Source organism: Qipengyuania seohaensis, assembly GCF_002795865.1.
In the GTDB taxonomy this organism is placed as follows: domain Bacteria; phylum Pseudomonadota; class Alphaproteobacteria; order Sphingomonadales; family Sphingomonadaceae; genus Qipengyuania; species Qipengyuania seohaensis.
Genome location: NZ_CP024920.1, coordinates 2,795,815 through 2,815,906 on the forward strand (window position 1 = coordinate 2,795,815; position 20,092 = coordinate 2,815,906).

At 62.4% G+C, this 20,092-nt stretch carries 19 protein-coding genes; 11 read left to right on the forward strand and 8 right to left on the reverse strand.

Features of this window, described 5'->3' with window-relative positions:
- The first annotated feature begins 27 nt into the window (after window positions 1–27).
- Window positions 28–1,209 (forward strand): Gfo/Idh/MocA family protein, encoded by a 1,182-nt coding sequence (locus CVE41_RS13820; protein ID WP_100261177.1) that lies wholly within the window; start codon window positions 28–30, stop codon window positions 1,207–1,209.
- Window positions 1,210–1,325: 116 nt separating this feature from the next.
- Here the strand turns inward: CVE41_RS13820 and CVE41_RS13825 are convergent, their stop codons facing one another.
- From CVE41_RS13825 to CVE41_RS13840, 4 genes are read right to left on the reverse strand one after another with little or no spacing between them, the layout of a single operon-like run.
- Complete coding sequence (locus CVE41_RS13825) at window positions 1,326–2,411, reverse strand: PA0069 family radical SAM protein (protein ID WP_100261178.1); 1,086 nt, start codon at window positions 2,409–2,411, stop codon at window positions 1,326–1,328.
- Between the two features lie 42 nt (window positions 2,412–2,453).
- Window positions 2,454–2,981, reverse strand: a complete 528-nt coding sequence (gene moaB / locus CVE41_RS13830) for a molybdenum cofactor biosynthesis protein B (RefSeq protein ID WP_100261179.1) — start codon at window positions 2,979–2,981, stop codon at window positions 2,454–2,456.
- 13 nt (window positions 2,982–2,994) lie between these two features.
- The gene (locus CVE41_RS13835; protein ID WP_100261180.1) at window positions 2,995–4,725 is read right to left on the reverse strand and encodes a lytic transglycosylase domain-containing protein; all 1,731 of its coding nucleotides are present in this window, start codon (window positions 4,723–4,725) and stop codon (window positions 2,995–2,997) included.
- On the reverse strand, window positions 4,713–5,543 hold the full coding sequence (locus tag CVE41_RS13840; RefSeq protein WP_198507671.1) for a uracil-DNA glycosylase family protein: 831 nt from the start codon (window positions 5,541–5,543) through the stop codon (window positions 4,713–4,715). The genes CVE41_RS13835 and CVE41_RS13840 overlap by 13 nt, the downstream gene beginning before the upstream one ends.
- Window positions 5,544–5,581: 38 nt before the next feature.
- Here CVE41_RS13840 and CVE41_RS13845 point away from each other — a divergent pair, with 38 nt between their 5' ends.
- From CVE41_RS13845 to CVE41_RS13875, 7 genes are all read left to right on the forward strand, one after another.
- Window positions 5,582–7,228 carry an electron transfer flavoprotein-ubiquinone oxidoreductase gene (locus CVE41_RS13845; RefSeq protein WP_090479455.1) on the forward strand — a complete coding sequence of 549 codons (1,647 nt, stop codon included), beginning with the start codon at window positions 5,582–5,584 and terminating at the stop codon, window positions 7,226–7,228.
- Window positions 7,229–7,240: 12 nt separating this feature from the next.
- A complete protein-coding gene (locus tag CVE41_RS13850) occupies window positions 7,241–8,053 on the forward strand; it encodes a 4-(cytidine 5'-diphospho)-2-C-methyl-D-erythritol kinase (protein ID WP_100261182.1) in 813 nt (270 codons plus the stop codon).
- Entirely contained in the window at window positions 8,053–8,778 is a 726-nt protein-coding gene (locus CVE41_RS13855; RefSeq protein WP_100261546.1) for an N-formylglutamate amidohydrolase, read from the forward strand. The genes CVE41_RS13850 and CVE41_RS13855 overlap by 1 nt, the downstream gene beginning before the upstream one ends.
- Before the next feature lie 117 nt (window positions 8,779–8,895).
- On the forward strand, window positions 8,896–10,752 hold the full coding sequence (gene ilvD, locus CVE41_RS13860; protein ID WP_100261183.1) for a dihydroxy-acid dehydratase: 1,857 nt from the start codon (window positions 8,896–8,898) through the stop codon (window positions 10,750–10,752).
- Between the two features lie 48 nt (window positions 10,753–10,800).
- The gene (locus tag CVE41_RS13865; protein WP_100261184.1) at window positions 10,801–11,154 is read left to right on the forward strand and encodes a hypothetical protein; all 354 of its coding nucleotides are present in this window, start codon (window positions 10,801–10,803) and stop codon (window positions 11,152–11,154) included.
- A complete protein-coding gene (locus CVE41_RS13870) occupies window positions 11,147–12,532 on the forward strand; it encodes an NAD(P)H-hydrate dehydratase (RefSeq protein WP_232725716.1) in 1,386 nt (461 codons plus the stop codon). Before CVE41_RS13865 ends, CVE41_RS13870 begins: the two co-directional genes overlap by 8 nt.
- On the forward strand, window positions 12,529–13,725 hold the full coding sequence (locus CVE41_RS13875; RefSeq protein WP_100261185.1) for a class I SAM-dependent RNA methyltransferase: 1,197 nt from the start codon (window positions 12,529–12,531) through the stop codon (window positions 13,723–13,725). The genes CVE41_RS13870 and CVE41_RS13875 overlap by 4 nt, the downstream gene beginning before the upstream one ends.
- Here CVE41_RS13875 and CVE41_RS13880 read toward each other — a convergent pair.
- From CVE41_RS13880 to CVE41_RS13895, 4 genes are read right to left on the reverse strand one after another with little or no spacing between them, the layout of a single operon-like run.
- Complete coding sequence (locus CVE41_RS13880; RefSeq protein WP_100261186.1) at window positions 13,722–14,495, reverse strand: hydrolase 1, exosortase A system-associated; 774 nt, start codon at window positions 14,493–14,495, stop codon at window positions 13,722–13,724. The two genes, CVE41_RS13875 and CVE41_RS13880, sit on opposite strands and share 4 nt — an antisense overlap.
- Window positions 14,492–15,172, reverse strand: coding sequence for a hypothetical protein (locus CVE41_RS13885; RefSeq protein WP_100261187.1), 681 nt, complete (start codon window positions 15,170–15,172; stop codon window positions 14,492–14,494). The genes CVE41_RS13880 and CVE41_RS13885 overlap by 4 nt, the downstream gene beginning before the upstream one ends.
- 12 nt (window positions 15,173–15,184) lie before the next feature.
- A complete protein-coding gene (locus CVE41_RS13890; protein WP_100261188.1) occupies window positions 15,185–15,484 on the reverse strand; it encodes a phosphopantetheine-binding protein in 300 nt (99 codons plus the stop codon).
- 37 nt (window positions 15,485–15,521) lie between these two features.
- Complete coding sequence (locus CVE41_RS13895) at window positions 15,522–16,508, reverse strand: GNAT family N-acetyltransferase (protein WP_232725717.1); 987 nt, start codon at window positions 16,506–16,508, stop codon at window positions 15,522–15,524.
- Here CVE41_RS13895 and CVE41_RS13900 point away from each other — a divergent pair.
- The 3 genes from CVE41_RS13900 (at window position 16,501) to CVE41_RS13910 (ending at window position 20,078) form a co-directional block, all read left to right on the forward strand.
- A complete protein-coding gene (locus tag CVE41_RS13900) occupies window positions 16,501–18,054 on the forward strand; it encodes an acyl-CoA ligase (AMP-forming), exosortase A system-associated (protein ID WP_100261189.1) in 1,554 nt (517 codons plus the stop codon). The genes CVE41_RS13895 and CVE41_RS13900 overlap by 8 nt on opposite strands.
- The gene (locus CVE41_RS13905; RefSeq protein ID WP_100261190.1) at window positions 18,051–19,277 is read left to right on the forward strand and encodes a pyridoxal-dependent decarboxylase, exosortase A system-associated; all 1,227 of its coding nucleotides are present in this window, start codon (window positions 18,051–18,053) and stop codon (window positions 19,275–19,277) included. Before CVE41_RS13900 ends, CVE41_RS13905 begins: the two co-directional genes overlap by 4 nt.
- Before the next feature lie 159 nt (window positions 19,278–19,436).
- On the forward strand, window positions 19,437–20,078 hold the full coding sequence (locus CVE41_RS13910) for an XrtA/PEP-CTERM system exopolysaccharide export protein (protein WP_100261191.1): 642 nt from the start codon (window positions 19,437–19,439) through the stop codon (window positions 20,076–20,078).
- Window positions 20,079–20,092: the final 14 nt, after the last annotated feature.

Sequence of the window (20,092 nt, forward strand, 5' to 3'; positions counted from 1 at the left end):
TGACCTGCCCCCACAAGGAGCAATCGTATGGACAAGATCAATCGCCGCCTGATGCTGGGCGGCCTGGGCATGGCCGGAGCAGGTCTGGCAGGCGCAGTGCGTGCACAATCGACCGGGCTGGGCAACGGGCTTACCGCCAATGCCGCGCCAACAGGCCCCGATCCCGGCGCCAGGCACCGGTTGCGGTTCGCGGTCATCGGGCTCGATCATCCGCATATCTACGCGATGACGGACACGCTGATCCGCGGCGGCGGTACGCTCGTCGCGGTGCATGCGAGCGACCCGAGGCAGCTTGCGCGCTATCTCGCCCGCTATGGCGATGTGAAAGTTGCGCGCACCGAAGCCGAGGTTCTCGACGACAAGAGCGTGCAGGTCGTGGCCAGCGCCTCCATTCCCCATCTTCGCGCGCCGCTTGGCATCCGTGTGATGCTCGCGGGAAAGGACTTTCTTTCGGACAAACCGGGGATCACCAGTCTTGCCCAGCTGGCCGAAGTGCGCAGCACGATCGCTGCTACCAGGCGCAAGTTTGCGATCATGTATTCGGAACGGCTTGAAGTGCGCGCCGCGGTGAAGGCGGGAGAGCTCGTTCGTGCCGGTGCGATCGGGCGGGTAATTCAGACCATCAACATCGCCCCACACCGCATGAGCGCGCCCAAGCGGCCGGAATGGTTCTGGGATGTGAAGAATTATGGCGGCATCCTGACCGACATCGGTAGCCATCAGGCCGATCAGTTCCTGTACTACACCGCATCCACCGAAGCGCACGTGGTGGCGTCGCAAGTCGGCAATCTGGACACTCCCGGCCATCCGCAATTCCAGGACTTCGGGGATATGACACTGAGCGGCAATGGCGGGACCGGCTATGTCAGGGTCGACTGGTTCACCCCTGACGGCCTGCCGACGTGGGGCGACGGGCGCCTCTTCATCCTGGGCACCGAAGGCTACATTGAACTGCGCAAGTACGTCGACATTCAGGGCCGTCCGGGTGGAGATCACCTCCTTCTGGCTGACCGCAAGGGCACGAGCTACATCGATTGCAGCAATGTGCCGCTCCCGTTCGGTCCGCAGTTCGTTTCAGACGTGGTTGAGCGGACAGAGGTCGCTCAAAATCAGGCCCAGGCCCTGCTTGCCGCCGAACTGGTGCTCACCGCCCAGGCCAAGGCAAGAAATCTCGTCAATGGGCCGCGTCCAGTTCTTCAGGGGGGATAAAGTCCGGGCAGGCAGCTGGCAAAGCATTGAATGACGGGGACTTCAGCGGGTCAATCCTTCGAGTACAGGCTCACAAGAGACCAGCTAACGTCCGCTTTCCGCCTGGTTCCGTAAATTCAAAGCAACCGTAATTGCCCGCCCACCGCGGGTGGTCTGAACTGCGTGCAATCCAGCTCGAATTTGGCTTTTCCGAGGCCTGCGCGCTTGCAGGCTACGCGGAATCGCGCTCGAAACAGGTCCGCCCATACGCCGGTTGGTCGGAGGCGCGAGAAGAAGTTGGGATCGTTGTCCTTCCCGTTGCGGATCGACTGGACGATGCTCATCACCTTGTCGCCGCGCTCGGCGTAGTGGACCGAGAGCCATTCGCGGAACAGCGGGGCGACTTCGTGTGGCAGGCGCAGCGGGATCCAGCCGACGCTGTCGACCCCGATTGCGGCGGCGCGCTGGACGATCTCCTCCATGAACTCATCGGTAATGGCGGGGATGACCGGCGCGACGGAGCAATGGGTGGGCACTCCGGCTTCGGCCAGTTTCTGCAATGCTGCGAGTCGCTTGGCAGGCGATGCTGCGCGCGGTTCGAGCTTCCCCGAAAGCTTCGGGTCGAGACTGGTCACCGAAATCGCGACTGCGACGAGCCGGCGTTCCGCCATTTCCGCTAGCAGGTCCAGATCGTCGCAAACCCTGTCCGACTTGGTGGTGATCGTGACGGGATGGCGCGCGTCGAGGCACACCTCCAGCACCTGCCGCGTGATGCGATAGCGTCGCTCTATCGGCTGGTAGGGATCGGTATTGGTCCCCATTGCGATGGGCTTGGGGCGATATTTCGGCTTCGACAGGGTGGCGCGAAGGATTTCCGCTGCGTTCGGCTTTGCGAACAGCCGGGTCTCGAAGTCCAGCCCGGGCGACAGGTCGTGATAGGCATGGGTTGGGCGGGCGAAGCAATAGACGCAGCCGTGCTCGCACCCGCGATAAGCGTTGATCGACCGGTCGAAGGCAATATCCGGCGACTGGTTGAAGCTGAGGATCGTGCGGGGTTTTTCCTCCGTCACATGGGTGCGCAGCTTTACCGGTGGGCCGTCCAGCGCCTCCATGTGATCGCGCCAGTCGCCATCGGCCTCGCGCGTGGCAAGGCCGAAGCGGGTCGGGACCGAGCGTGACTGCGCACCCCGTCCCGCGACAGGCGACTCAAGGCTTTTGTCCATGTATAAGAACATACATAGAACATTGGGTTCAGAACAGAGGGATTATCGCTCCCGCAGGCGCGGCATGATGTCGACGAAGTTGCAGGGACGGTGGCGACTGTCGAGCTGGTAGGCGAGGATCTTGTCCCAGCCGTCCTTTACGGCGCCGTTCGAACCGGGAAGGGCGAAAATGTAAGTCCCGCGCGCGAGCACGGCGCAGGCCCGGCTCTGGATGGTGCTCGTCCCGATGCTCTCGATACTGATGTAGCGGAAGTACTCGCCGAAACCCGGGATGTCCTTGTCCTTCACCCGGTCCAAAGCCTCCGGCGTCACGTCCCTGCCGGTCAGCCCGGTGCCGCCGGTGGTGATGACGGCATCGACTTGCTCGTCGTCGATCCAGCGATGCAGGTGCGCCGCGATCTCGTTCTTGTCGTCCTTGCTGATTTCGCGTGCTGCAAGGTGATGTCCGCTCGCCTCGATCCGGCCCGCAAGGATGTCGCCAGACGTGTCTTCGGCGGCGCTACGGCTGTCGGATATCGTCAGCAGTGCGATGTTCACCGGCTTGAACTCGAGGCTTTCGTCGATTGCCATCAGCGTATCCCTTTCAGCGGGTCCGGGGGAATTGCGGCCAGTCGTTCTGGGCTAGGGCAGTGCGGCTGTCCGCCATCGCTTCGGCCTGGCGAAGGTACATCCAGTAATTGCGCATCACGATGGCCACGTAGCCGCGTGTTTCCCAATAAGGGATCGATTCCATCCAGAGCAGCGGATCGCCCTGGTCGTTGATTTCGCTGTTCCAGCGCGCAACGGGCGTCGGACCCGCGTTATAGGCCGCCATAACCTTGGGCAGGTGGCCCCGCGTGTATCCCGCATCGGCGAGCGCCTGGAGCGCGCGTTGACCGAAGGCAAGATTGGTGCGCGCATCCTTGAGATCGGCGCTGGAGCTCATGTTGATGGAGGCGGCGTATTCGCGCGCTGCGATCGGGCGGATTTGCATGAGGCCAATGGCATTCGCCGGGCTCACCACGGTTTCCCGGAAATTCGACTCCTGCAAAGCATGGGCAAAGGCAAGGGCAGGGTCGACACGCCAGCCGCCGGTCGGTTCGTGATAGGCGATCGGATAGCGCAGGTTGGGCGGGGACGATGCCCCGCGCGGCGCATTATAGGCCATGAATGTCTGCGTACCGGCAAGTCCGAGTGCGCGGGCCAAGCGGGTTAGGGCAGGGTAATCCGACGCCTCGATGTGACGCGCCTGCCAGCGCAATGCCTCGTCGGCCAGATCGCGGCGGCCGACCTCGGCCAGCATGACAGCTTCGCGGACCGCTGCTTCATCTTGTAGCCTGCGCCAATCGTCCGATGTCAGGTCCGGCGAGGCGTGATCCTGCGGAAGTTGCTGGGCCAGTTGTTCATGCGCCAGCATTCCGTAAAGCGTTTCGTCGAACCGCGCGGCCCCGCGTAGCTGCTCGTCAGCCTTTTCCGGTTGACGGCAACGGACCAGCGCCCGCGACGCCCAATAGTGGGCAGCCGCAGTCAGTGAGGGGTTGGTCGACCCGGCGGCGCTGCGACGGAAGAAGTCAGCGGAATTGGCGCAATCGCCGAGGCGCCAGGCGGCGAGACCCGCGACCCAGTCACCTTCCGCGACCCAGGCGCCCGATCCCTGACCGACGAGCTGAGCCATGCCGAAAGCTTCGCGGTCGCGGTTCTCGATATAGTAGGACCATGCGACGCGCTGGCGCCATTCCGCGCGCGCCTCGCGGGACAGTGATGCGTCGACGCCGTCGAGCAGCAGTCGTGCGCCGTCCGGATCGTCATTGGAAATGCGCTCGAGGATAGCGCTCTTTATATCGTCCCGCATGGAGCCGTCATCGACTGTGCGAGGCAGGATGCGCTTCGTTGAATAGGGCTGGCGCGACAATTGCTGCGCGCGCGGCAGCGAGGGTGGACTTTCCAGGCCTCTCGTCTGGCCAAGCCGGATGATTCCAGCTGCTTCCGGATGGCGGGAATACCGGCCGAGCCAGGCCTCGATGCGTGGCAGCTCGATCCGCGGGCTTTCGGGATGGAGATAGTAAGCGGCGAGCGCCGAGCCGTGGAGTGGCCCGTCGTCCCGCTGTTGCAGCATCACTTCGACACGGTCCCAGTTGCGCGCTTCGATCGCCTCGAACAGCGAGCGGTAGTAGAGCTGGTCGTCCTGCGACAACAGCTGCGGCAGCGCCGAAGCGTGCGACCGCGTGAAATAGCGCAAGCTGTCAGACGATTGCGCCATCCCGGGAGTGGCGAGGCCGCCTGCTGCGGACGCGAGGCAGGCCAGAAGAATCAGGCGTTTGGTCATTGGGTCCATTCGAGCCAGCGGTTCCAGAAATTGTGGCGGCGTTGCGGCGACCGCGAAAGTTCGGCGAGATCGGGTGCGAGCAGGACCGGCACTGTGCGACCGGACAGGTCGAGCGTGCTGGCCTTGCGCGCTTGTGCGGCGTCGATGCCGAAGAGCGGGGCGAGGCCGCGCCCGAAGACGAGGACTCGCTCCGGCTCGGCAAGCTTGATGTGGTTAGCCAGCACCTGCGACAGGCCGGAGGACGCAAGCGCGCTCCAGTCCGGAAAGGATGAAGGCGCAGGCAGGGCGCTGGCAAGATAGGCCTCGTGCTGGTCGATACCCATGGCGCGCAGGATGGCACCCGCGAAACGGCCCGCGCCGCCGGACAGCAATTCGTCGGCATCGTCGCCATAGGGTTCCGCCACGATCACCATCAGGCGCGCCTTGGCGACTCCGCGCGGCGGTAGGCGATCTTCGACCCGTGCATGGCTTAGTGAAGGCTCGCTCAGCCACCATTCGCGAAATTTTGCGAGGTCGTCCGGCCAGCTTGCCTGATCGCCGCCGATAGAGATGGCTTGCGCAGTTCCTTCGAACGCCCGTTCGACCGGCGTCTGCTTGGGCTCTTCGATGCGTTTGACGGGCTTTGGCGCCGCTACGGCTTCTTCGACTTCGGGTTCGGCCAGCCAGTTGGAGTGGTCATCCGAGTAATCCAGGTCGACACCCGCCTCCAGCCACCAGTCGAAGGCCGCTTCGAGAGCTTCTGCGGTGGCGAAATCGCCGTTTTGCTTGGGATTTTCGTGCATCATCCGTCCAGCGCAGGTCTTGACCTCGAACGCTCCAACAATCAAGGCATCGCGCAAGCGAATAGCGACGAAAAGAGAGAGACATGAGCGAACGTGAATCCATGCCCTGCGACGTCGTCATCATCGGCGGCGGTGTGGCGGGCCTTGCAGCGGCAATCCGGCTGAAGCAGATCAACGAAGAACTCGAAGTCGTAGTGCTCGAAAAGGGCAGCGAAATCGGGGCGCACATTCTCTCGGGTGCGGTGGTCGATCCCAAGGCCCTCGACGAGCTCTTGCCCGAGTGGCGCGATATGGACTGCCCCATGGCGCAGACGCCGGTGACGGAAAACCATCACTGGGTTCTGTCGGCAACCGGCAAGTCGGACCTGCCCGAATTCATGATGCCGCCCTTCATGTCGAATGAAGGCAAGTACACCGGTTCGCTGGGCAATCTGGCTCGCTGGCTGGGCGAACAGGCCGAAGGTCTGGGTGTCATGGTCTTCCCCGGCTTCCCGGCTTCTGAGGTTCTGTTCGACGACAAGGGCGCGGTCACGGGCGTCGTGACGCAGGACATGGGCATTGCCGAAGATGGCAGCCACAAGGGCGACTACCAGCCCGGCATGGAAATCCACGCGAAATACACGCTCTTCGCAGAAGGTGCGCGCGGCAATCTCACCAAGAAGATGAAAGCCAAGTACGATCTTGAGGCTGATTGCCAGCCGCAGGTCTACGGTCTCGGCATCAAGGAATTGTGGGACGTCGATCCGGCGAAGCACGAACCGGGCAAGGTGATCCATACACAGGGCTGGCCCCTCTCGGAAAGCGATACCTGGGGCGGCGGTTTCATCTACCACCAGGCTGCAGGGCAGGTCGCAATCGGCTTCGTGACCTCGCTCGATTACAAGAACCCCTATGTTTCGCCCTATCAGGAATTCCAGCGCTACAAGCATCACCCGGCCATCGCCGAGCTGCTCGAAGGCGGGAAGCGCGTGGCCTATGGCGCGCGCGTCATCAACGAAGGCGGCTGGCAGAGCGTGCCGAAGCTCGCTTTCCCGGGCGGCGCACTGATCGGCTGTGCAGCCGGTTTCGTGAACGTGCCGCGCATCAAGGGCAGCCACACCGCTATGAAGAGCGGCATGCTGGCAGCCGAAAGCATCGCGGCAGCCGTCGCTGCAGGTAGCGAACACACCGAACTGATGGATTACGACGAGGCCGTGCGCTCCAGCTGGATCGCGGACGAGCTCAAGCTGGTGAAGAACGCCCAGCCTGCCGTCGCGAAATACGGCGGCGACATCGGTACCGTGCTCGCTGGTATCGATATGTGGATGCGTACGCTCAAGATCGGCCTGCCGATCACGATGAAGCATCACCGCGACTACGAAACGCTTGAGCGAGCAGACCTTCACAAGAAGATTGCATATCCCAAGCCCGACGGCGTGCTCAGCTTCGACCGCCTGACCAATGTGGCCTACAGCTACACCAATCACGCGGAAGACCAGCCGGTCCACCTCAAGGTCTGCGACCGCGAATTGCAGCGCGAAAGCGAGCTCGAAGTCTTTGCCGGTCCTTCGACCCGCTATTGCCCGGCTGGCGTCTATGAATGGATCGAGGAAGAGGGTCAGGAGCCCAAATTTCAGATCAACTCGCAGAACTGCGTCCACTGCAAGACCTGCGATATCAAGGATCCGAACCAGAACATCGAATGGACCACGCCCGAAGGTGGCGGCGGGCCGAACTATCCGAACATGTGATCCGCGCCCCGCGTGTCGATCGCAGAAACCGCATATGCCAAGATCAACCTCGCGCTGCATGTCCGCAAGCGGCGCGAGGACGGCTATCATGGGCTCGAGACGCTGTTCGCCTTTGTCGATGCGGGGGATAGGCTAACCGCAAACCCGGCAGAGCAGGACACGGTCACCGCTGTCGGAGAGTTTGCGTCCGGGCTGGACGATCCCTTCGACAATCTGGTGGCGAAGGCTCTCGGTAAATTGCCACGCAATGGCGGGCTGGCCGTCACGCTGGAGAAGAACCTGCCCGTCGCGGCTGGGCTTGGTGGCGGCTCTGCCGATGCAGGTGCCGTGTTCCGCATCGTTCGCGAATTGCACGGCCTCCCGGACGATTGGCATGCGCGTGCTACGGATCTTGGTGCAGATGTGCCCGCCTGCGTCGAGAGCCGGACGTGCATCGGCCGGGGGACCGGAACCGAGCTTGAGCCTGCAGACGACAGCCTTGCCGGAAAGCCCGCACTGCTGGTCAATCCGCGCCAGCCGCTCGCGACCGGGCCGGTGTTCAAGCTCTGGGACGGGATCGATCGCGGCCCGATGCCGCGAGGCGACGCACGTGAGATCGCGCTTGCGGGGCGCAACGACCTCGAGAAGCCGGCAATTGAATTGTGCCCGGTCATTGCCCAGATACTGGATGAAATGCGCGGAACCGACCCGTTTCTGGCCCGTATGTCAGGCTCTGGTGCAACCTGTTTCGCACTTTACGAAGATATTCCGGCACGGGATGCGGCAGCCGAAACCCTCGCTGCCTCGAATCCCGACTGGTGGCAGATGAAGGGCCTTCTCAGATGATGATCGACAATTTGCCGTATCGCCAGGTCGGCACGGACGACCTGCGACCCGGCGGCCTGCTTTGCGTTGCCGATCACGCATCGAATTTCGTGCCCGAGGATATCGAACTCGGCATCGACCCCGCACTGCTGGACCAGCACATCGCCGTCGATATCGGTGTGGAAGGCATCGCGGATCGCCTCGCACGCCGTCACAACATTCCTGCACACATCGCCTGCGTCAGCCGCCTGGTCTGCGACTTCCATCGCACCGAGGACGACCCCGCCGTAGTCCCGACCGAAAGCGATGGCCGTCTTGTTGCAGGTAACATCGGCGCGAACGTCGAAGCGCGGCTCGATCGCTTCCACAGGCCGTATCACGATGCCCTGAGCAAGCTGATTTCCAGGGTCCAGCCGCGCATGATCGTGGCTCTGCACAGCTTTACCCCGAAGATGAAAACCAGTGACGAGGACCGGCCCTGGGAGGTTTCGCTGCTCTACAACCAGGACGACCGCGCAGCACGCCACGCGATCCGCCTGTTCGGCGAACAGGGCCTGACCGTCGGAGATAACGAGCCGTATTCGGGCAAGGAACTCAATGCGACGATGGATCGTCACGCTGAAGCCGCGGGCATTCCCTATTGCACGGTCGAGATCCGGCAGGACCAGATCGTCAACGAGGCAGGCCAGGCCCGTTGGGCCGTTATGCTGGCAGATGTCATGGGCCGCGTCGCACTCGAAGTCTGATAGCAGCGCGCGCCTAAAGCCCAACTTGGGCGATCTGCGGTAAATCTGCCGCCGAATACCCGTTATCCCGCATCGATCTGTCTGCTAGGGCTAAGGCTCCAGACGGAGAAGATTGCCATGCCCGCCTATCGTTCACGCACCACTACTCATGGCCGCAACATGGCCGGAGCGCGCGGCCTGTGGCGGGCGACCGGTATGAAGGACGAGGATTTCGGCAAGCCGATCATCGCAATCGTCAACAGCTTCACCCAGTTCGTGCCAGGCCATGTGCACCTGAAGGATTTGGGCCAATTGGTCGCAAGACAGGTCGAGGCGGCCGGCGGTGTGGCAAAGGAATTCAACACCATCGCCGTCGATGACGGGATCGCGATGGGCCACGACGGGATGCTCTATTCGCTCCCCAGTCGCGACCTGATCGCAGACAGCGTCGAATACATGGTCAACGCCCATTGTGCCGATGCGATGGTCTGCATCTCCAACTGCGACAAGATTACGCCGGGCATGCTGATGGCGGCGATGCGGCTCAACATCCCTGCCGTGTTCGTGTCCGGCGGACCGATGGAGGCCGGCAAGGTGATCCTCGATGGCAAGGAAAAGGCGCTCGACCTTGTCGATGCCATGGTGGCGGCCGCAGACGATTCCTACACCGACGAGCAGGTTGCCGAGATCGAAAGATCGGCCTGTCCGACCTGTGGTTCCTGTTCAGGCATGTTCACCGCGAATTCGATGAACTGCCTGACCGAGGCGCTTGGACTTTCTCTGCCAGGAAATGGTTCGACATTGGCAACCCACGCCGATCGCCAGGGCCTGTTCGAGCGGGCAGGGCGGCTGATCGTAACGCTGGCTCGTCGGTATTACGAAGAAGACGACGCCAGCGTCCTTCCGAGATCCATCGCGAGTTTCGAAGCTTTCGAAAACGCGATGAGCCTCGATATCGCCATGGGTGGATCGACCAATACCGTGCTCCACCTGCTTGCCGCCGCGCATGAGGCGGGCGTCGACTTCACCATGAAGGATATCGATCGCCTAAGCCGCAAGGTGCCGTGCCTGTCCAAGGTCGCCCCCGCGAAGGACGATGTGCACATGGAAGACGTGCACCGCGCAGGCGGGATCATGTCTATTTTGGGCGAGCTGGAGAAAGCAGGCCTGCTGCACACGGCTTTGCCGACGGTACACAGCCCCACGATGGGCGATGCGCTGGATGACTGGGACATCGGCCGCACGCAGAACAACAAGGTTCGCGAGTTTTTCTCTGCAGCTCCGGGCGGCGTACCAACGCAGACCGCTTTCAGCCAGTCGCGCCGCTGGGAATCGCTCGACCTCGACCGCGAGAATGGCGTCATTCGCAGCGCAGAGCATGCCTTCAGCCAGGATGGCGGTCTTGCCGTCCTGTACGGCAACATCGCCCGTGACGGGTGTATTGTGAAGACTGCCGGCGTTGACGAGAGCATCCTGACCTTTTCCGGCACGGCTAAGGTTTACGAAAGCCAGGACGATGCCGTTACCGCCATCCTTACCGAACAGGTGGTGGCACGCGACGTCGTCGTCATCCGCTACGAAGGGCCGCGCGGCGGGCCTGGAATGCAGGAGATGCTATATCCCACCAGCTACCTCAAATCGAAGGGGCTTGGGGCTGCTTGCGCATTGCTGACCGACGGGCGCTTTTCAGGCGGCACTTCGGGGCTGTCGATCGGACACGTCTCGCCAGAAGCGGCGGAGGGAGGCGAAATCGCTCTCGTCGAAAATGGTGACCGGATCGAAATCGACATCCCGAACCGCACAATCAACCTGATGATCGACGATGCCGAGATGGAGCGGCGGCGAGGCGTGATCAGCGACAAGGGTGAAAACGCATGGCAGCCTGCGAATGAGCGCCCTCGTGCGATATCTCCGGCGCTCAAGGCCTATGCCGCAATGACCACGTCGGCAGCGCGAGGGGCAATCCGCGATGTCGACCAGTTGAGGCGCCGCTGAGCCGAGCACGCTTGCACCGTGGCGCGCGAAGTGGCAGCGCCGCCAGCAATGAAGTTTGTGCTCCTGACCCTCGCCATCGGTCTTCTCGCCGCCTGCTCACCCGAGCCAGAGGCTGCTCCCGGTATTGCCGAACAGGGCGGTATCGCGATCGAATGTGCTCTCAACGGCTCGGAAGAGTTCGTCCGTCAATGTCGCCTCTCCGAAGAGATGCCCGGCGCGAACGCCGAATTCGTCGTGCGCCATCCCGATGGGGGGTTCCGCCGCCTCGAACTTTCCGAAAGCCCAGCCGGGTTCGATGCCGGTGACGGCGCCGAAGAGGCCAGCAGCGAACAACAGGGCGATTGGGTCGTCCTCACCATCGAGAACGACCGCTATCGCTGGGAGGAGCCCGTCGGTGAGTGAGCCTGTCCTGACGGTTTCGGAGATGGTTGCTGCCGAGAAGGCGGCCATGGCGGCCGGCGTCAGCGAGTGGGACCTCATGCTCAAGGCCGGACAGGGGGCCGCCCGATGGGTGCATCGCGCGGCAGGCGGCAGGCCGGTGACTGTCCTGTGCGGTCCGGGTAACAATGGCGGCGATGGATATGTGATCGCCGAGGATTTGCGTTCCCGCGGATACGATGTCGACGTCATCGCACCGGTCGAACCCTCGACGGATACTGCCGGAACCGCCCGAAGTCGGTTTGGGGGCGACTCGCGCGAGAAGGGCCGGTTAGAGCATGCAATCGTGGTCGACTGCCTCTTCGGCTACGGCCTGTCGCGTCAGGTCGAGGGTGCATTTCGCGAACTGCTCGAGCAACTATCTGCAAGTAGCTGTTTTAAAATCGCAATCGATGTCCCGAGTGCTGTGCGGAGCGATTGCGGTTCCACTCTCGGACCTATGCCGCGATACGACCTGACGATTGCATTGGGTGCATGGAAGCAGGCGCATTTCCTGATGCCTTCGGTGGCGAGGATGGGCGAGAAAAAGCTGGTCGACCTCGGACTGCCTTTCGACGGCGTCCATGGCTTCCTCTCCAGCCGGCCCGTGCTTTCGGCACCGGCAGCGGATGCGCACAAATATACGCGGGGTCTCGTCGCCGTTGTGGCCGGGGAAATGCCCGGCGCGCCGCTCTTGTCCTGCGAAGCGGCGATGCGCGCAGGTGCGGGTTATGTGAAGCTTTTCAGCGACCGGTCGCACCCGGACGCACCGGCCGATTTGGTGATCGTCGACAACGATCTCGATGTAGCGCTGAATGATGATCGCATTGACGCTCTGCTGGTCGGACCAGGGCTGGGGCGGGGCGCGACTTCGCGCGAACGACTGGCAGCAGCTTTGACGTCAGGCAGGCAATGCGTGCTCGACGCCGATGCGCTTCACCTGCTCGACGACGATCTTATGGAAGGTGTCGATCCGTCCCGCCTCCTGCTGACGCCGCATGAAGGCGAATTGGCGGCATTGTGCAAATCCTTCGGCGTCGAAGCGAACGGCAAGCTCGATCGGGCACGCTCATTGTCGGCGGCGACAGGCCTGACGGTCCTGGCCAAGGGACCGGACACGATCCTGGTGGGTGAGGGCACTACAGTGTTCTTTCCGCAAGGTAGCAGCTGGCTTTCGGTGGCCGGGTCCGGGGATGTGCTCGCAGGGATTTGCGCGGCGCGCCTCGCTGGATCGCGTAGTCCCATGGAGGCTGCGCAGGACGCCGTCTGGTTGCATCACGAAGCGGCGTGCCTCGCCGGTCCGGCCTTTACCGCCTTGCAGCTTGCACATTGCGTCAAACCGGCCATGGCGTCGTTCCTATGAGCGAGACAGAAGAAATCGTCCGTATTGCCGCAAAGGGCGACGGCGTCACACAGTCGGGCAGGCATGTGGCAGGCGCCGTCACCGGAGACGTGGTGACGTCGGACGGATTGATAGAAGCCGGTCCTCATCACGCGACGCCACCGTGCCGGCATTTCGGTACGTGCGGCGGGTGCCAGCTCCAGCACGCTGATGAATACGCCTTGCAGCAATTCGTGACCGATCGGGTCGTCAACGCGGCCCGCGGCCAGGAAATCGACATCGGCGAAAGCCTGCCGACCCACCTTTCGCCGCCGCAGTCGAGGCGGAGGGCTACCTTGCATGCGCTCAAGGCCGGAAAGGGGGCGGTGATCGGTTTTCGCGAGGCGCGAAGCAACCGCATCGTCGACATGCGCGAATGCGAGATCCTCGATCCGCGTCTCTTCTCGCTCGTCGCACCCTTGCGCAAGCTGGTAGTCGACCTTGCGGGCCGCGGCCCGGTCGATGTTTCGCTGACGCTCGCCGAGCAGGGCATCGACTGTGCGATCAAGGGTATCGAGGCCGACGGACTGGCGGTTACCGAGGCATTGCTGGACTTTGCGAGGGAACACTCTCTGGCGCGTCTCTCACTCGACCAGGGTTTCGGACCAGAGCCCGTCTGGGAGCCTGAACCTGTCACGATTTCACTCGGCGATGTGCCCGTCGGCTTGCCCCAAGGTGCCTTCCTGCAGCCTACTTCGGATGGCGAAGAGGTGCTCCTTGCCGATGCTAAGCGCTGGCTGGAGGGATCAACCACTATCGCCGACCTGTTTTCCGGCCTCGGGACCTTTGCCTTCGCTCTTGCCAACCCGGCGAAGGTACTCGCAGCAGAAGCGGCGCGCGACGCGTATCTCGCATGCAAGTCGGCTGCCAACAGCCGCGGTATTCCGGTCCACGCGATGCATCGAGATCTTTTCAGAAATCCTCTGGAAGCTACGGAAATATCTAAGTTTTCAGCGGTTTTGCTCGATCCTCCCCGCGCGGGTGCGCGCGAGCAGGTGGCGCAAATCGCCGCAAGCGAGATCGGCAGCGTCGTCTATGTGAGTTGCAATCCATCGAGCTGGGCCCGCGATGCAAGGACGCTCGTCGATGCAGGATTCAAGCTGGAGGCGTTGCGTCCGGTTGGCCAATTCCGCTGGTCGACGCATGTCGAGCTGACCAGCTACTTCACGCGCTAGGACCTGAGAGCCAGGAGTACCTGGGCCAGCAGCCATTCCCGGGCCTGCGGTTCCGCATAGGCATGGCCAGCGTTTTCGCACACCGCCATGCGCTCGTCAGGCCCCCAATCGGCCGCGAAAACCTGGGCCGTCCGGTCGTTTTCCGCAACGAGGAAGCGAACGTCTCCTGAAAATTCCGCAAGTCCCGCCTTCAAAGGAGGGATCAGGGGGTTGGCCTGCTGGCCAGTCCCAGATGCGTGCCGAATACCGGAAGCCAGCTTCGGGAGGTCCACCTTACCTGTCAGCAGGCGCCAAATTTCCCCGGGGTTGCGGAGCTTGGAGAGATAGCGGGATCTGACCGTGGCGGCCGGTGGCAGCGATGCGGTGCTATCCTCGATTGCCCAGGGATTGCTCAGGACGAGCGCATCGCAACCCAATCCTTCCGCCAGCATGAGCGCCGATGCGCCATCGCAATTGCCAAAGCCGACCACGCTATCCATTTGCGGCGATAGCGCGCGAAATGCCTGCAGCGCCGAGGCTATGTCCTTGCGGGACTTCTCATAGCCGCGATCCTCACCCTCGCTGTCTCCGATGCCGCGCCTGTCGAAACGGAATACCGGGAAGCCGGCACTTGCCACCTCGGCGGCAAGGCGTGCCTGCCAACCGAATGCACCTGCACGCGGTTCCTGTCCTCCCGTGACGATCAGCAGTCCGGTCGTTCCCGGCGCATTGTCGAGAGTTCCGGCAAGGTTGAGCCCACCGCAGTGAAAGGCGAGATGGAGGCGGCTCATGGGAGACGTGCCTCTTCCGCGATGAGGGCGGCCAGGGCTATCGCCTGTTTTTCGTCGACCCCGCCTTCATTGCTGAGCCAGAGAGGGCGCCCTCCGATATCATCATGGGTGAGGATCCTTGCCGTGACATTCCCGTCTACGGTGCCTTCGACAAGCTCGCGGGCCATTGCCGCCCCGATCTTCCAGCCGGCGAGCGTTGCTCCATCTGAGCAGGCTTTTTCGATGATTTGGGACGGGGTGCGGTGGTTGCCCGCTTCCTTTTCGGCAAGGCTTTGCGCCCGTGCCATCGCCCGCAGCAGTTTTGCCGGGTCGGACGGTGCATAATATATTGCCGGAACCACGCCGGTATCGAGGGAACAGGCAGATCTCGTGAAGAGGGCGTGACGGACCCCGAAGTGCTTCGCCGCAGATCCCGCAGCGGCGCGCCAGGCTGACAGGGTCTGCGCGTCTTGCGGCTGAAGGCTTTCGTTGATCCCCGGCAGATCCGGCATGACGCTGGAGATGCCGAGGTCCTGCAGGGTGCGCATGAGCAGAACCAGCTGCGCGCGCATCCGGTTCGCTTCATCGAACAGCGGCGGGATTACCAGGAGGTCAGGTGCATCCTTGCGGGCCGTGGAAATTGCCAGCTCCATGCTCGTCCCGCCATCGGGGAGCGGGGCGGGCCATTCAATGAACATGGGAGCGCGCGCTCAGCCTTCGATTACCTTGGCCTCTGCGAAGGCCAGGAGTGCGCCATAGGTCTCGAGCATTTCGCCATCGACATCGTCATCTTCGATGATGATATCGAGACGGTCTTCCATCTCGGTCAGAAGGGTGGCGACGGCCATCGAGTCGAGTTCCGGAAGGTGTCCGAAGAGCCCTGTGTCTCCATCGAACTCGGCAACCTGCTCGGGATCGAGTGCCAGCACGTCGGACATGATGGAACGCAGCGCAGTATCAATCGCGCTGCGGCTCGGACCGGTCGGCTCGGATGTGGCGATTTCGCCCATAGGTCTGAAAGGTTCCCCTCTTGAAGCGGAGGCCGCCTTAGCCGCGCACTTTGCGCGGTGCAAGGCGGCCCAGCATACGCTTGGCCAAGGCCGGCCATGCGCCCGGTTGCCTGGCATCGAGGCAGGTAAGGCGAAATCGCGGCCGGCATTCTTCCATCCAGTCGCGTTTATAGGCATCCGATCCGGTGCCGAAATCGATCAGCTCGACACGATCGACATCGATTGCATATTCGAACAGCGCTGCGGTGAGCACCGTCCCTGCGGAATAGGGCTCAGCGCTTTCGAGATGGGCCAGCTTGTGGATGGAAGCGACCTTGTGGTCGACGCTCCAGAACTGGGCGGCGACGGGCTCGCCCCCGATCCGCGCAATACCGAGGCGGTAGGCTCCGCGCCCGTCTTCCATGCGCGCAAACGCTTCGAGAATATCCGCCCTTTCCTCACGCGGCTTCCAGCTTCGATTGTAGATGTGCCGGTAAGTTTCCCACTCAGAAGATTGAAATGATGCGGATATTGTCACTTCGACCTTGGAGGCTTTGCGCTTCACCGTGGTCTTCATCCTGCCGGGACGCGTGTCCCAGTATTCGGTAAAACTGCGCCCCTCTACCCGGAGTACGTGATTTTCGTCGCACTGTTCGCCGTAAACGGACCAGCCGGCGTGTTCGAAAGCTTCCCGCAAATCCTGGTAAGAGCCGTCCTCGGCAGCCAGCGGAAACAGATCCACGCGATGCGCTTGCTTTTTCAGGTCATGGGCGATCTCGACGAGGAGGCGGGACGCGTCGTGGTCACCCGTCAGATGCCGCCAGGAGAATGCGAACCAGTTGCTCAGGGGCTCCAGCCCCTTGTTTCCGCGCAGCAAGGGGAGGGCTGCAGTCCTCTCGCCGTCGGTGCCACGAGCGACGAACGGGGCCGCCCCGTGCGCTTCCAGCAGTCGATACCACTCATATCGGTCGAAAGGTCCCGCATCGGGGCCGTCGAGCCCTTGCAGTTTTGTAACCGTGTCGTGATAGCTGACCGTGATGACCACCGGTAACTCCCCGCCTGGATCGCTCCTGCCTGATCCCACGCCGCAACCGTTGGATCAACTCGCCGAGTTGGGCGATGCACAGTCACGCGCTCTCGTCCTGCGAGACAGGACGTTGACCTATGCAGATTTACGCGAAGGCGTTGCGCTGCTTGCTGGATGGCTTGCAAGCAAGTGCGAGGCGGGATCGCGCGTCGCCAGTTGGGCGGCGAAGGGTGAACTCACGTGCCTGCTGCCGCTTGCCGCTGCACGCGCGGGGATGATCCACGTCCCGATCAATCCTCTCCTCAAGCACAGCCAGGTCGCCCACATCCTGAGCGACAGCGGAGCGTGCCTGTTGCTGGCAACGCCTGCACGCCTCAAATCGCTGGAAGAGCGCGACATCCCGGCGCATTGTGAAGTCATCGCGGAAGACGAGGTTACGGGATTGGCCAATGCGAACGGTCGTTCGCTCCCGCCATCCGATCGCGATCCCGACGAACTGGCCGCGATCCTCTATACCAGCGGATCCACAGGAGCACCGAAGGGCGTGATGCTAAGTCATGCGAACCTTTGGCTGGGCGCGGTCTCGGTTGCCCACTACCTCGGGATGGAGGGTGACGACGTCACGCTTGCGGTTCTCCCGCTAAGTTTCGATTACGGCCAGAACCAGCTTTTGAGCACGTGGTATGCAGGCGGCTGTGTCGTGCCGCTCGATTACCTGTTTCCGAAAGACGTGGTGAAGGCGTGCGCCAGGCATGCGGTGACGACGCTTGCCGCCGTCCCTCCGCTCTGGGTGCAGCTTACCGAGATCGAATGGCCCGACGAGGCCGTCGCATCGATGCGCAGGATGACCAATAGCGGCGGTGCATTGACCGAAGACCTCGTCGCAAATCTGCGCTCGCTGTTTCCCGCAGCGGACCTATTCCCGATGTATGGTCTGACCGAAGCTTTCCGCTCGACCTACCTCGAACCCGCGCTGGTGGACACGCATCCGACCTCCATGGGTAGAGCGATCCCTTTCGCTGAAATCCTTGTGATCGACGATCAGGGCCTTCCTGCCGCCGCCGGGGAGGAGGGTGAACTCGTGCATTGCGGCCCGCTGGTCGCCCAAGGGTATTGGCAGGATGACGTTCGCACCGCGCAGCGATTCAAGCCTGCACCTGCCTCCTCGAAGTATGGAGGGATCGCCGTATGGTCCGGTGACCGGGTCAAACGCGATGAGGATGGCTTGCTTTACTTCGTCGGTCGCCGTGACGCGATGATCAAGAGCGCAGGAAACCGGATCAGCCCCCAGGAGATCGAGAGCGCGGCGCTGGCCACCGGCCTGGTGGCAGAAGCTGTTGCCTTCGGGATCGCCGATCCCAAACTGGGTCATGCCATCCACCTCGTTTCGAGATCCGAACGGGAGGAGCCTCTCGACGCGCTCGAAAAGCAGTTGAAACGCCAGCTATCACGGGAGTTGCCGAATTTCATGCAGCCACATGCCTATCACTGGCGTGACACGATGCCCCTGAACCCGAACGGCAAAATCGACCGGACAGCCCTGAAAAAGGAGATAGGCGCATGAAACCGATCGGCCCGATCCCCGAAGGCTATGGCGTCCTGGATGGCGAGCTTGCCGTTGCCGGCGTCCCTGTTTCCCAGATGGGGGCAGAAGCCGGACGCACCCCGTTTTTCGCTTACTCCAGGTCCTTGATAGAACGCAGGATATCGCACTTGCGCACGTCATTGCCGGACAGGATTAAAGTAAATTACGCAATCAAGGCAAATAGTTATACGCCACTTCTCGAATTCATTTCGGGGTTGGTCGATGGCCTCGACATCGCTTCTGGCGGCGAATTGGAGATGCTGCAGCAACTAGGCATCGAGGGGCAACGGGTCAGCTTTGCCGGCCCGGGCAAGCGCGACGCCGAGCTGGAAGCGGCAATTGCCGCGGGGGTAACCCTGAACCTGGAAAGCGAGAACGAGGCCACTCGTGCCCTGGCGATTGCCGACCGTATTGGAACAACCCCCCGGCTCGCGGTGCGGGTCAATCCGGACTTCGAACTGAAGGGGTCCGGCATGAAAATGGGTGGCGGTGCGAAACCGTTCGGAGTGGATGCCGTACGTGTCCCCGACCTCATTCGCACGATTGTCGATGCAGGGTGTGAATGGCGCGGCCTGCATATCTTCACCGGCAGCCAGGCACTGAGCGCGGAGGCGATCATCGAGGCGCAGGGCAACATCCTCGCGCTCGCCGACAGACTGGCGCGCGAGGCGGATATCGCGCTGCCCAAGCTCAACATGGGTGGCGGTTTCGGCATCCCGTATTTCCACGGCGACGAGCCTCTTGACCTCGACGCGGTTGGAGGTGCCTTGTCCAGACGGTTGGAAAGTCTACCTGAACTCCTCTCGGAAGCGGACTTTTTCGTTGAACTTGGCCGCTACCTGGTGGGCGAAGCCGGTATCTATGTCACCCGCGTCATCGATCGGAAGGAAAGCCACGGAGAAACCTATCTCGTCACGGATGGCGGGCTGCACCACCAATTGGCCGCATCGGGCAATTTCGGCACCGTGGTGAGGCGCAACTATCCCATAGCGATAGCCAACCGCTTCGCAGAGGAACCGGCCGAAGAGGTAAATGTCGTGGGATGCCTGTGCACCCCTCTCGACAGGCTGGCCGACAAGGCATTCCTGCCGCGCGCAGAGGTTGGCGATCTGGTCGCTGTGTTCTGCGCCGGGGCCTATGGGGCGAGCGCATCTCCCAGCGCATTCCTTGGACAGGGCCCGGCTGCCGAAGTCCTGATTTGAGACACTCTGCTAATTCGTGCTAATTCCTAGCGATTCCGCGCGTTCGCGGGTCTATGACTAACGGTATGTTCACCTTTTTCGCGCAAGAAGCGGGGCGAATTTGGGAAGATGTGCCTGCAACCTCTGCTGCAGGTGCATCCACTATCAGGGATTTTCGGAATGCAATCGTCGCGATCTGCCGCTCTCGCTCTCGTCTTTGGCGCAGGAGTTTCCTTGGGGGGCTGTGCCACAACCGGTGGTGAAGAACTGCCGCCGGCAACCTTTGTGTCCGCCCAGGAAGAGCCAGGTGCGGAGTACATCATCGGGCCGCTCGACGAGTTGACCATCCATGTGTGGCGCAATCCGGAACTGGGTGCAGAGAACATCCAGGTGCGCCCCGATGGCCGTATCACGATCCCGCTGGTCAAAGACCTCGCTGCGGTCGGCAAGACGCCCTCCCAGCTGGAGGAAGCCATCCGTGAGCAGCTGAGCCAGTACATCGAAGAACCGCTGGTGTCGGTCATCGTCAACGAATTCGCGGGTACGTTCAGCCAGCAAATCCGCATCGTCGGCGCTACCGAAAAACCCGCGTCCTTGCCGTATCGGGCGAACATGACCGTTCTCGATGCGATGATTTCCGTCGGCGGCCTGAGCGAATTCGCGGCAGGCAACCGCGCGAAACTCATCCGCTACGACAAGAATTCCGGCTCGCAGCGCGAATATGCGCTTCGTCTCACCGACCTGCTGAAGCGCGGTGACAGCGATGCCAACGTGCTGCTCCAGCCCGGGGATGTTATCATCATCCCGGAAAGCGCCTTCTAAGGCGGGGCAGGGGG

Bases quoted from the DNA above. Each gene is read 5' to 3' on its own strand.
- CVE41_RS13865 (WP_100261184.1), top strand. From the start codon at position 10,801: ATGAAGTTTGTGCTCCTGACCCTCGCCATCGGTCTTCTCGCCGCCTGC.
- CVE41_RS13900 (WP_100261189.1), top strand. From the start codon at position 16,501: ATGACCACCGGTAACTCCCCGCCTGGATCGCTCCTGCCTGATCCCACG.
- CVE41_RS13890 (WP_100261188.1), bottom strand. From the start codon at position 15,484: ATGGGCGAAATCGCCACATCCGAGCCGACCGGTCCGAGCCGCAGCGCG.
- CVE41_RS13875 (WP_100261185.1), top strand. From the start codon at position 12,529: ATGAGCGAGACAGAAGAAATCGTCCGTATTGCCGCAAAGGGCGACGGC.
- CVE41_RS13885 (WP_100261187.1), bottom strand. From the start codon at position 15,172: ATGTTCATTGAATGGCCCGCCCCGCTCCCCGATGGCGGGACGAGCATG.
- CVE41_RS13855 (WP_100261546.1), top strand. From the start codon at position 8,053: ATGATCGACAATTTGCCGTATCGCCAGGTCGGCACGGACGACCTGCGA.
- CVE41_RS13820 (WP_100261177.1), top strand. From the start codon at position 28: ATGGACAAGATCAATCGCCGCCTGATGCTGGGCGGCCTGGGCATGGCC.
- CVE41_RS13845 (WP_090479455.1), top strand. From the start codon at position 5,582: ATGAGCGAACGTGAATCCATGCCCTGCGACGTCGTCATCATCGGCGGC.
- CVE41_RS13835 (WP_100261180.1), bottom strand. From the start codon at position 4,725: ATGGACCCAATGACCAAACGCCTGATTCTTCTGGCCTGCCTCGCGTCC.
- moaB (WP_100261179.1), bottom strand. From the start codon at position 2,981: ATGGCAATCGACGAAAGCCTCGAGTTCAAGCCGGTGAACATCGCACTG.
- CVE41_RS13905 (WP_100261190.1), top strand. From the start codon at position 18,051: ATGAAACCGATCGGCCCGATCCCCGAAGGCTATGGCGTCCTGGATGGC.
- CVE41_RS13880 (WP_100261186.1), bottom strand. From the start codon at position 14,495: ATGAGCCGCCTCCATCTCGCCTTTCACTGCGGTGGGCTCAACCTTGCC.
- CVE41_RS13825 (WP_100261178.1), bottom strand. From the start codon at position 2,411: ATGGACAAAAGCCTTGAGTCGCCTGTCGCGGGACGGGGTGCGCAGTCA.
- ilvD (WP_100261183.1), top strand. From the start codon at position 8,896: ATGCCCGCCTATCGTTCACGCACCACTACTCATGGCCGCAACATGGCC.
- CVE41_RS13910 (WP_100261191.1), top strand. From the start codon at position 19,437: ATGCAATCGTCGCGATCTGCCGCTCTCGCTCTCGTCTTTGGCGCAGGA.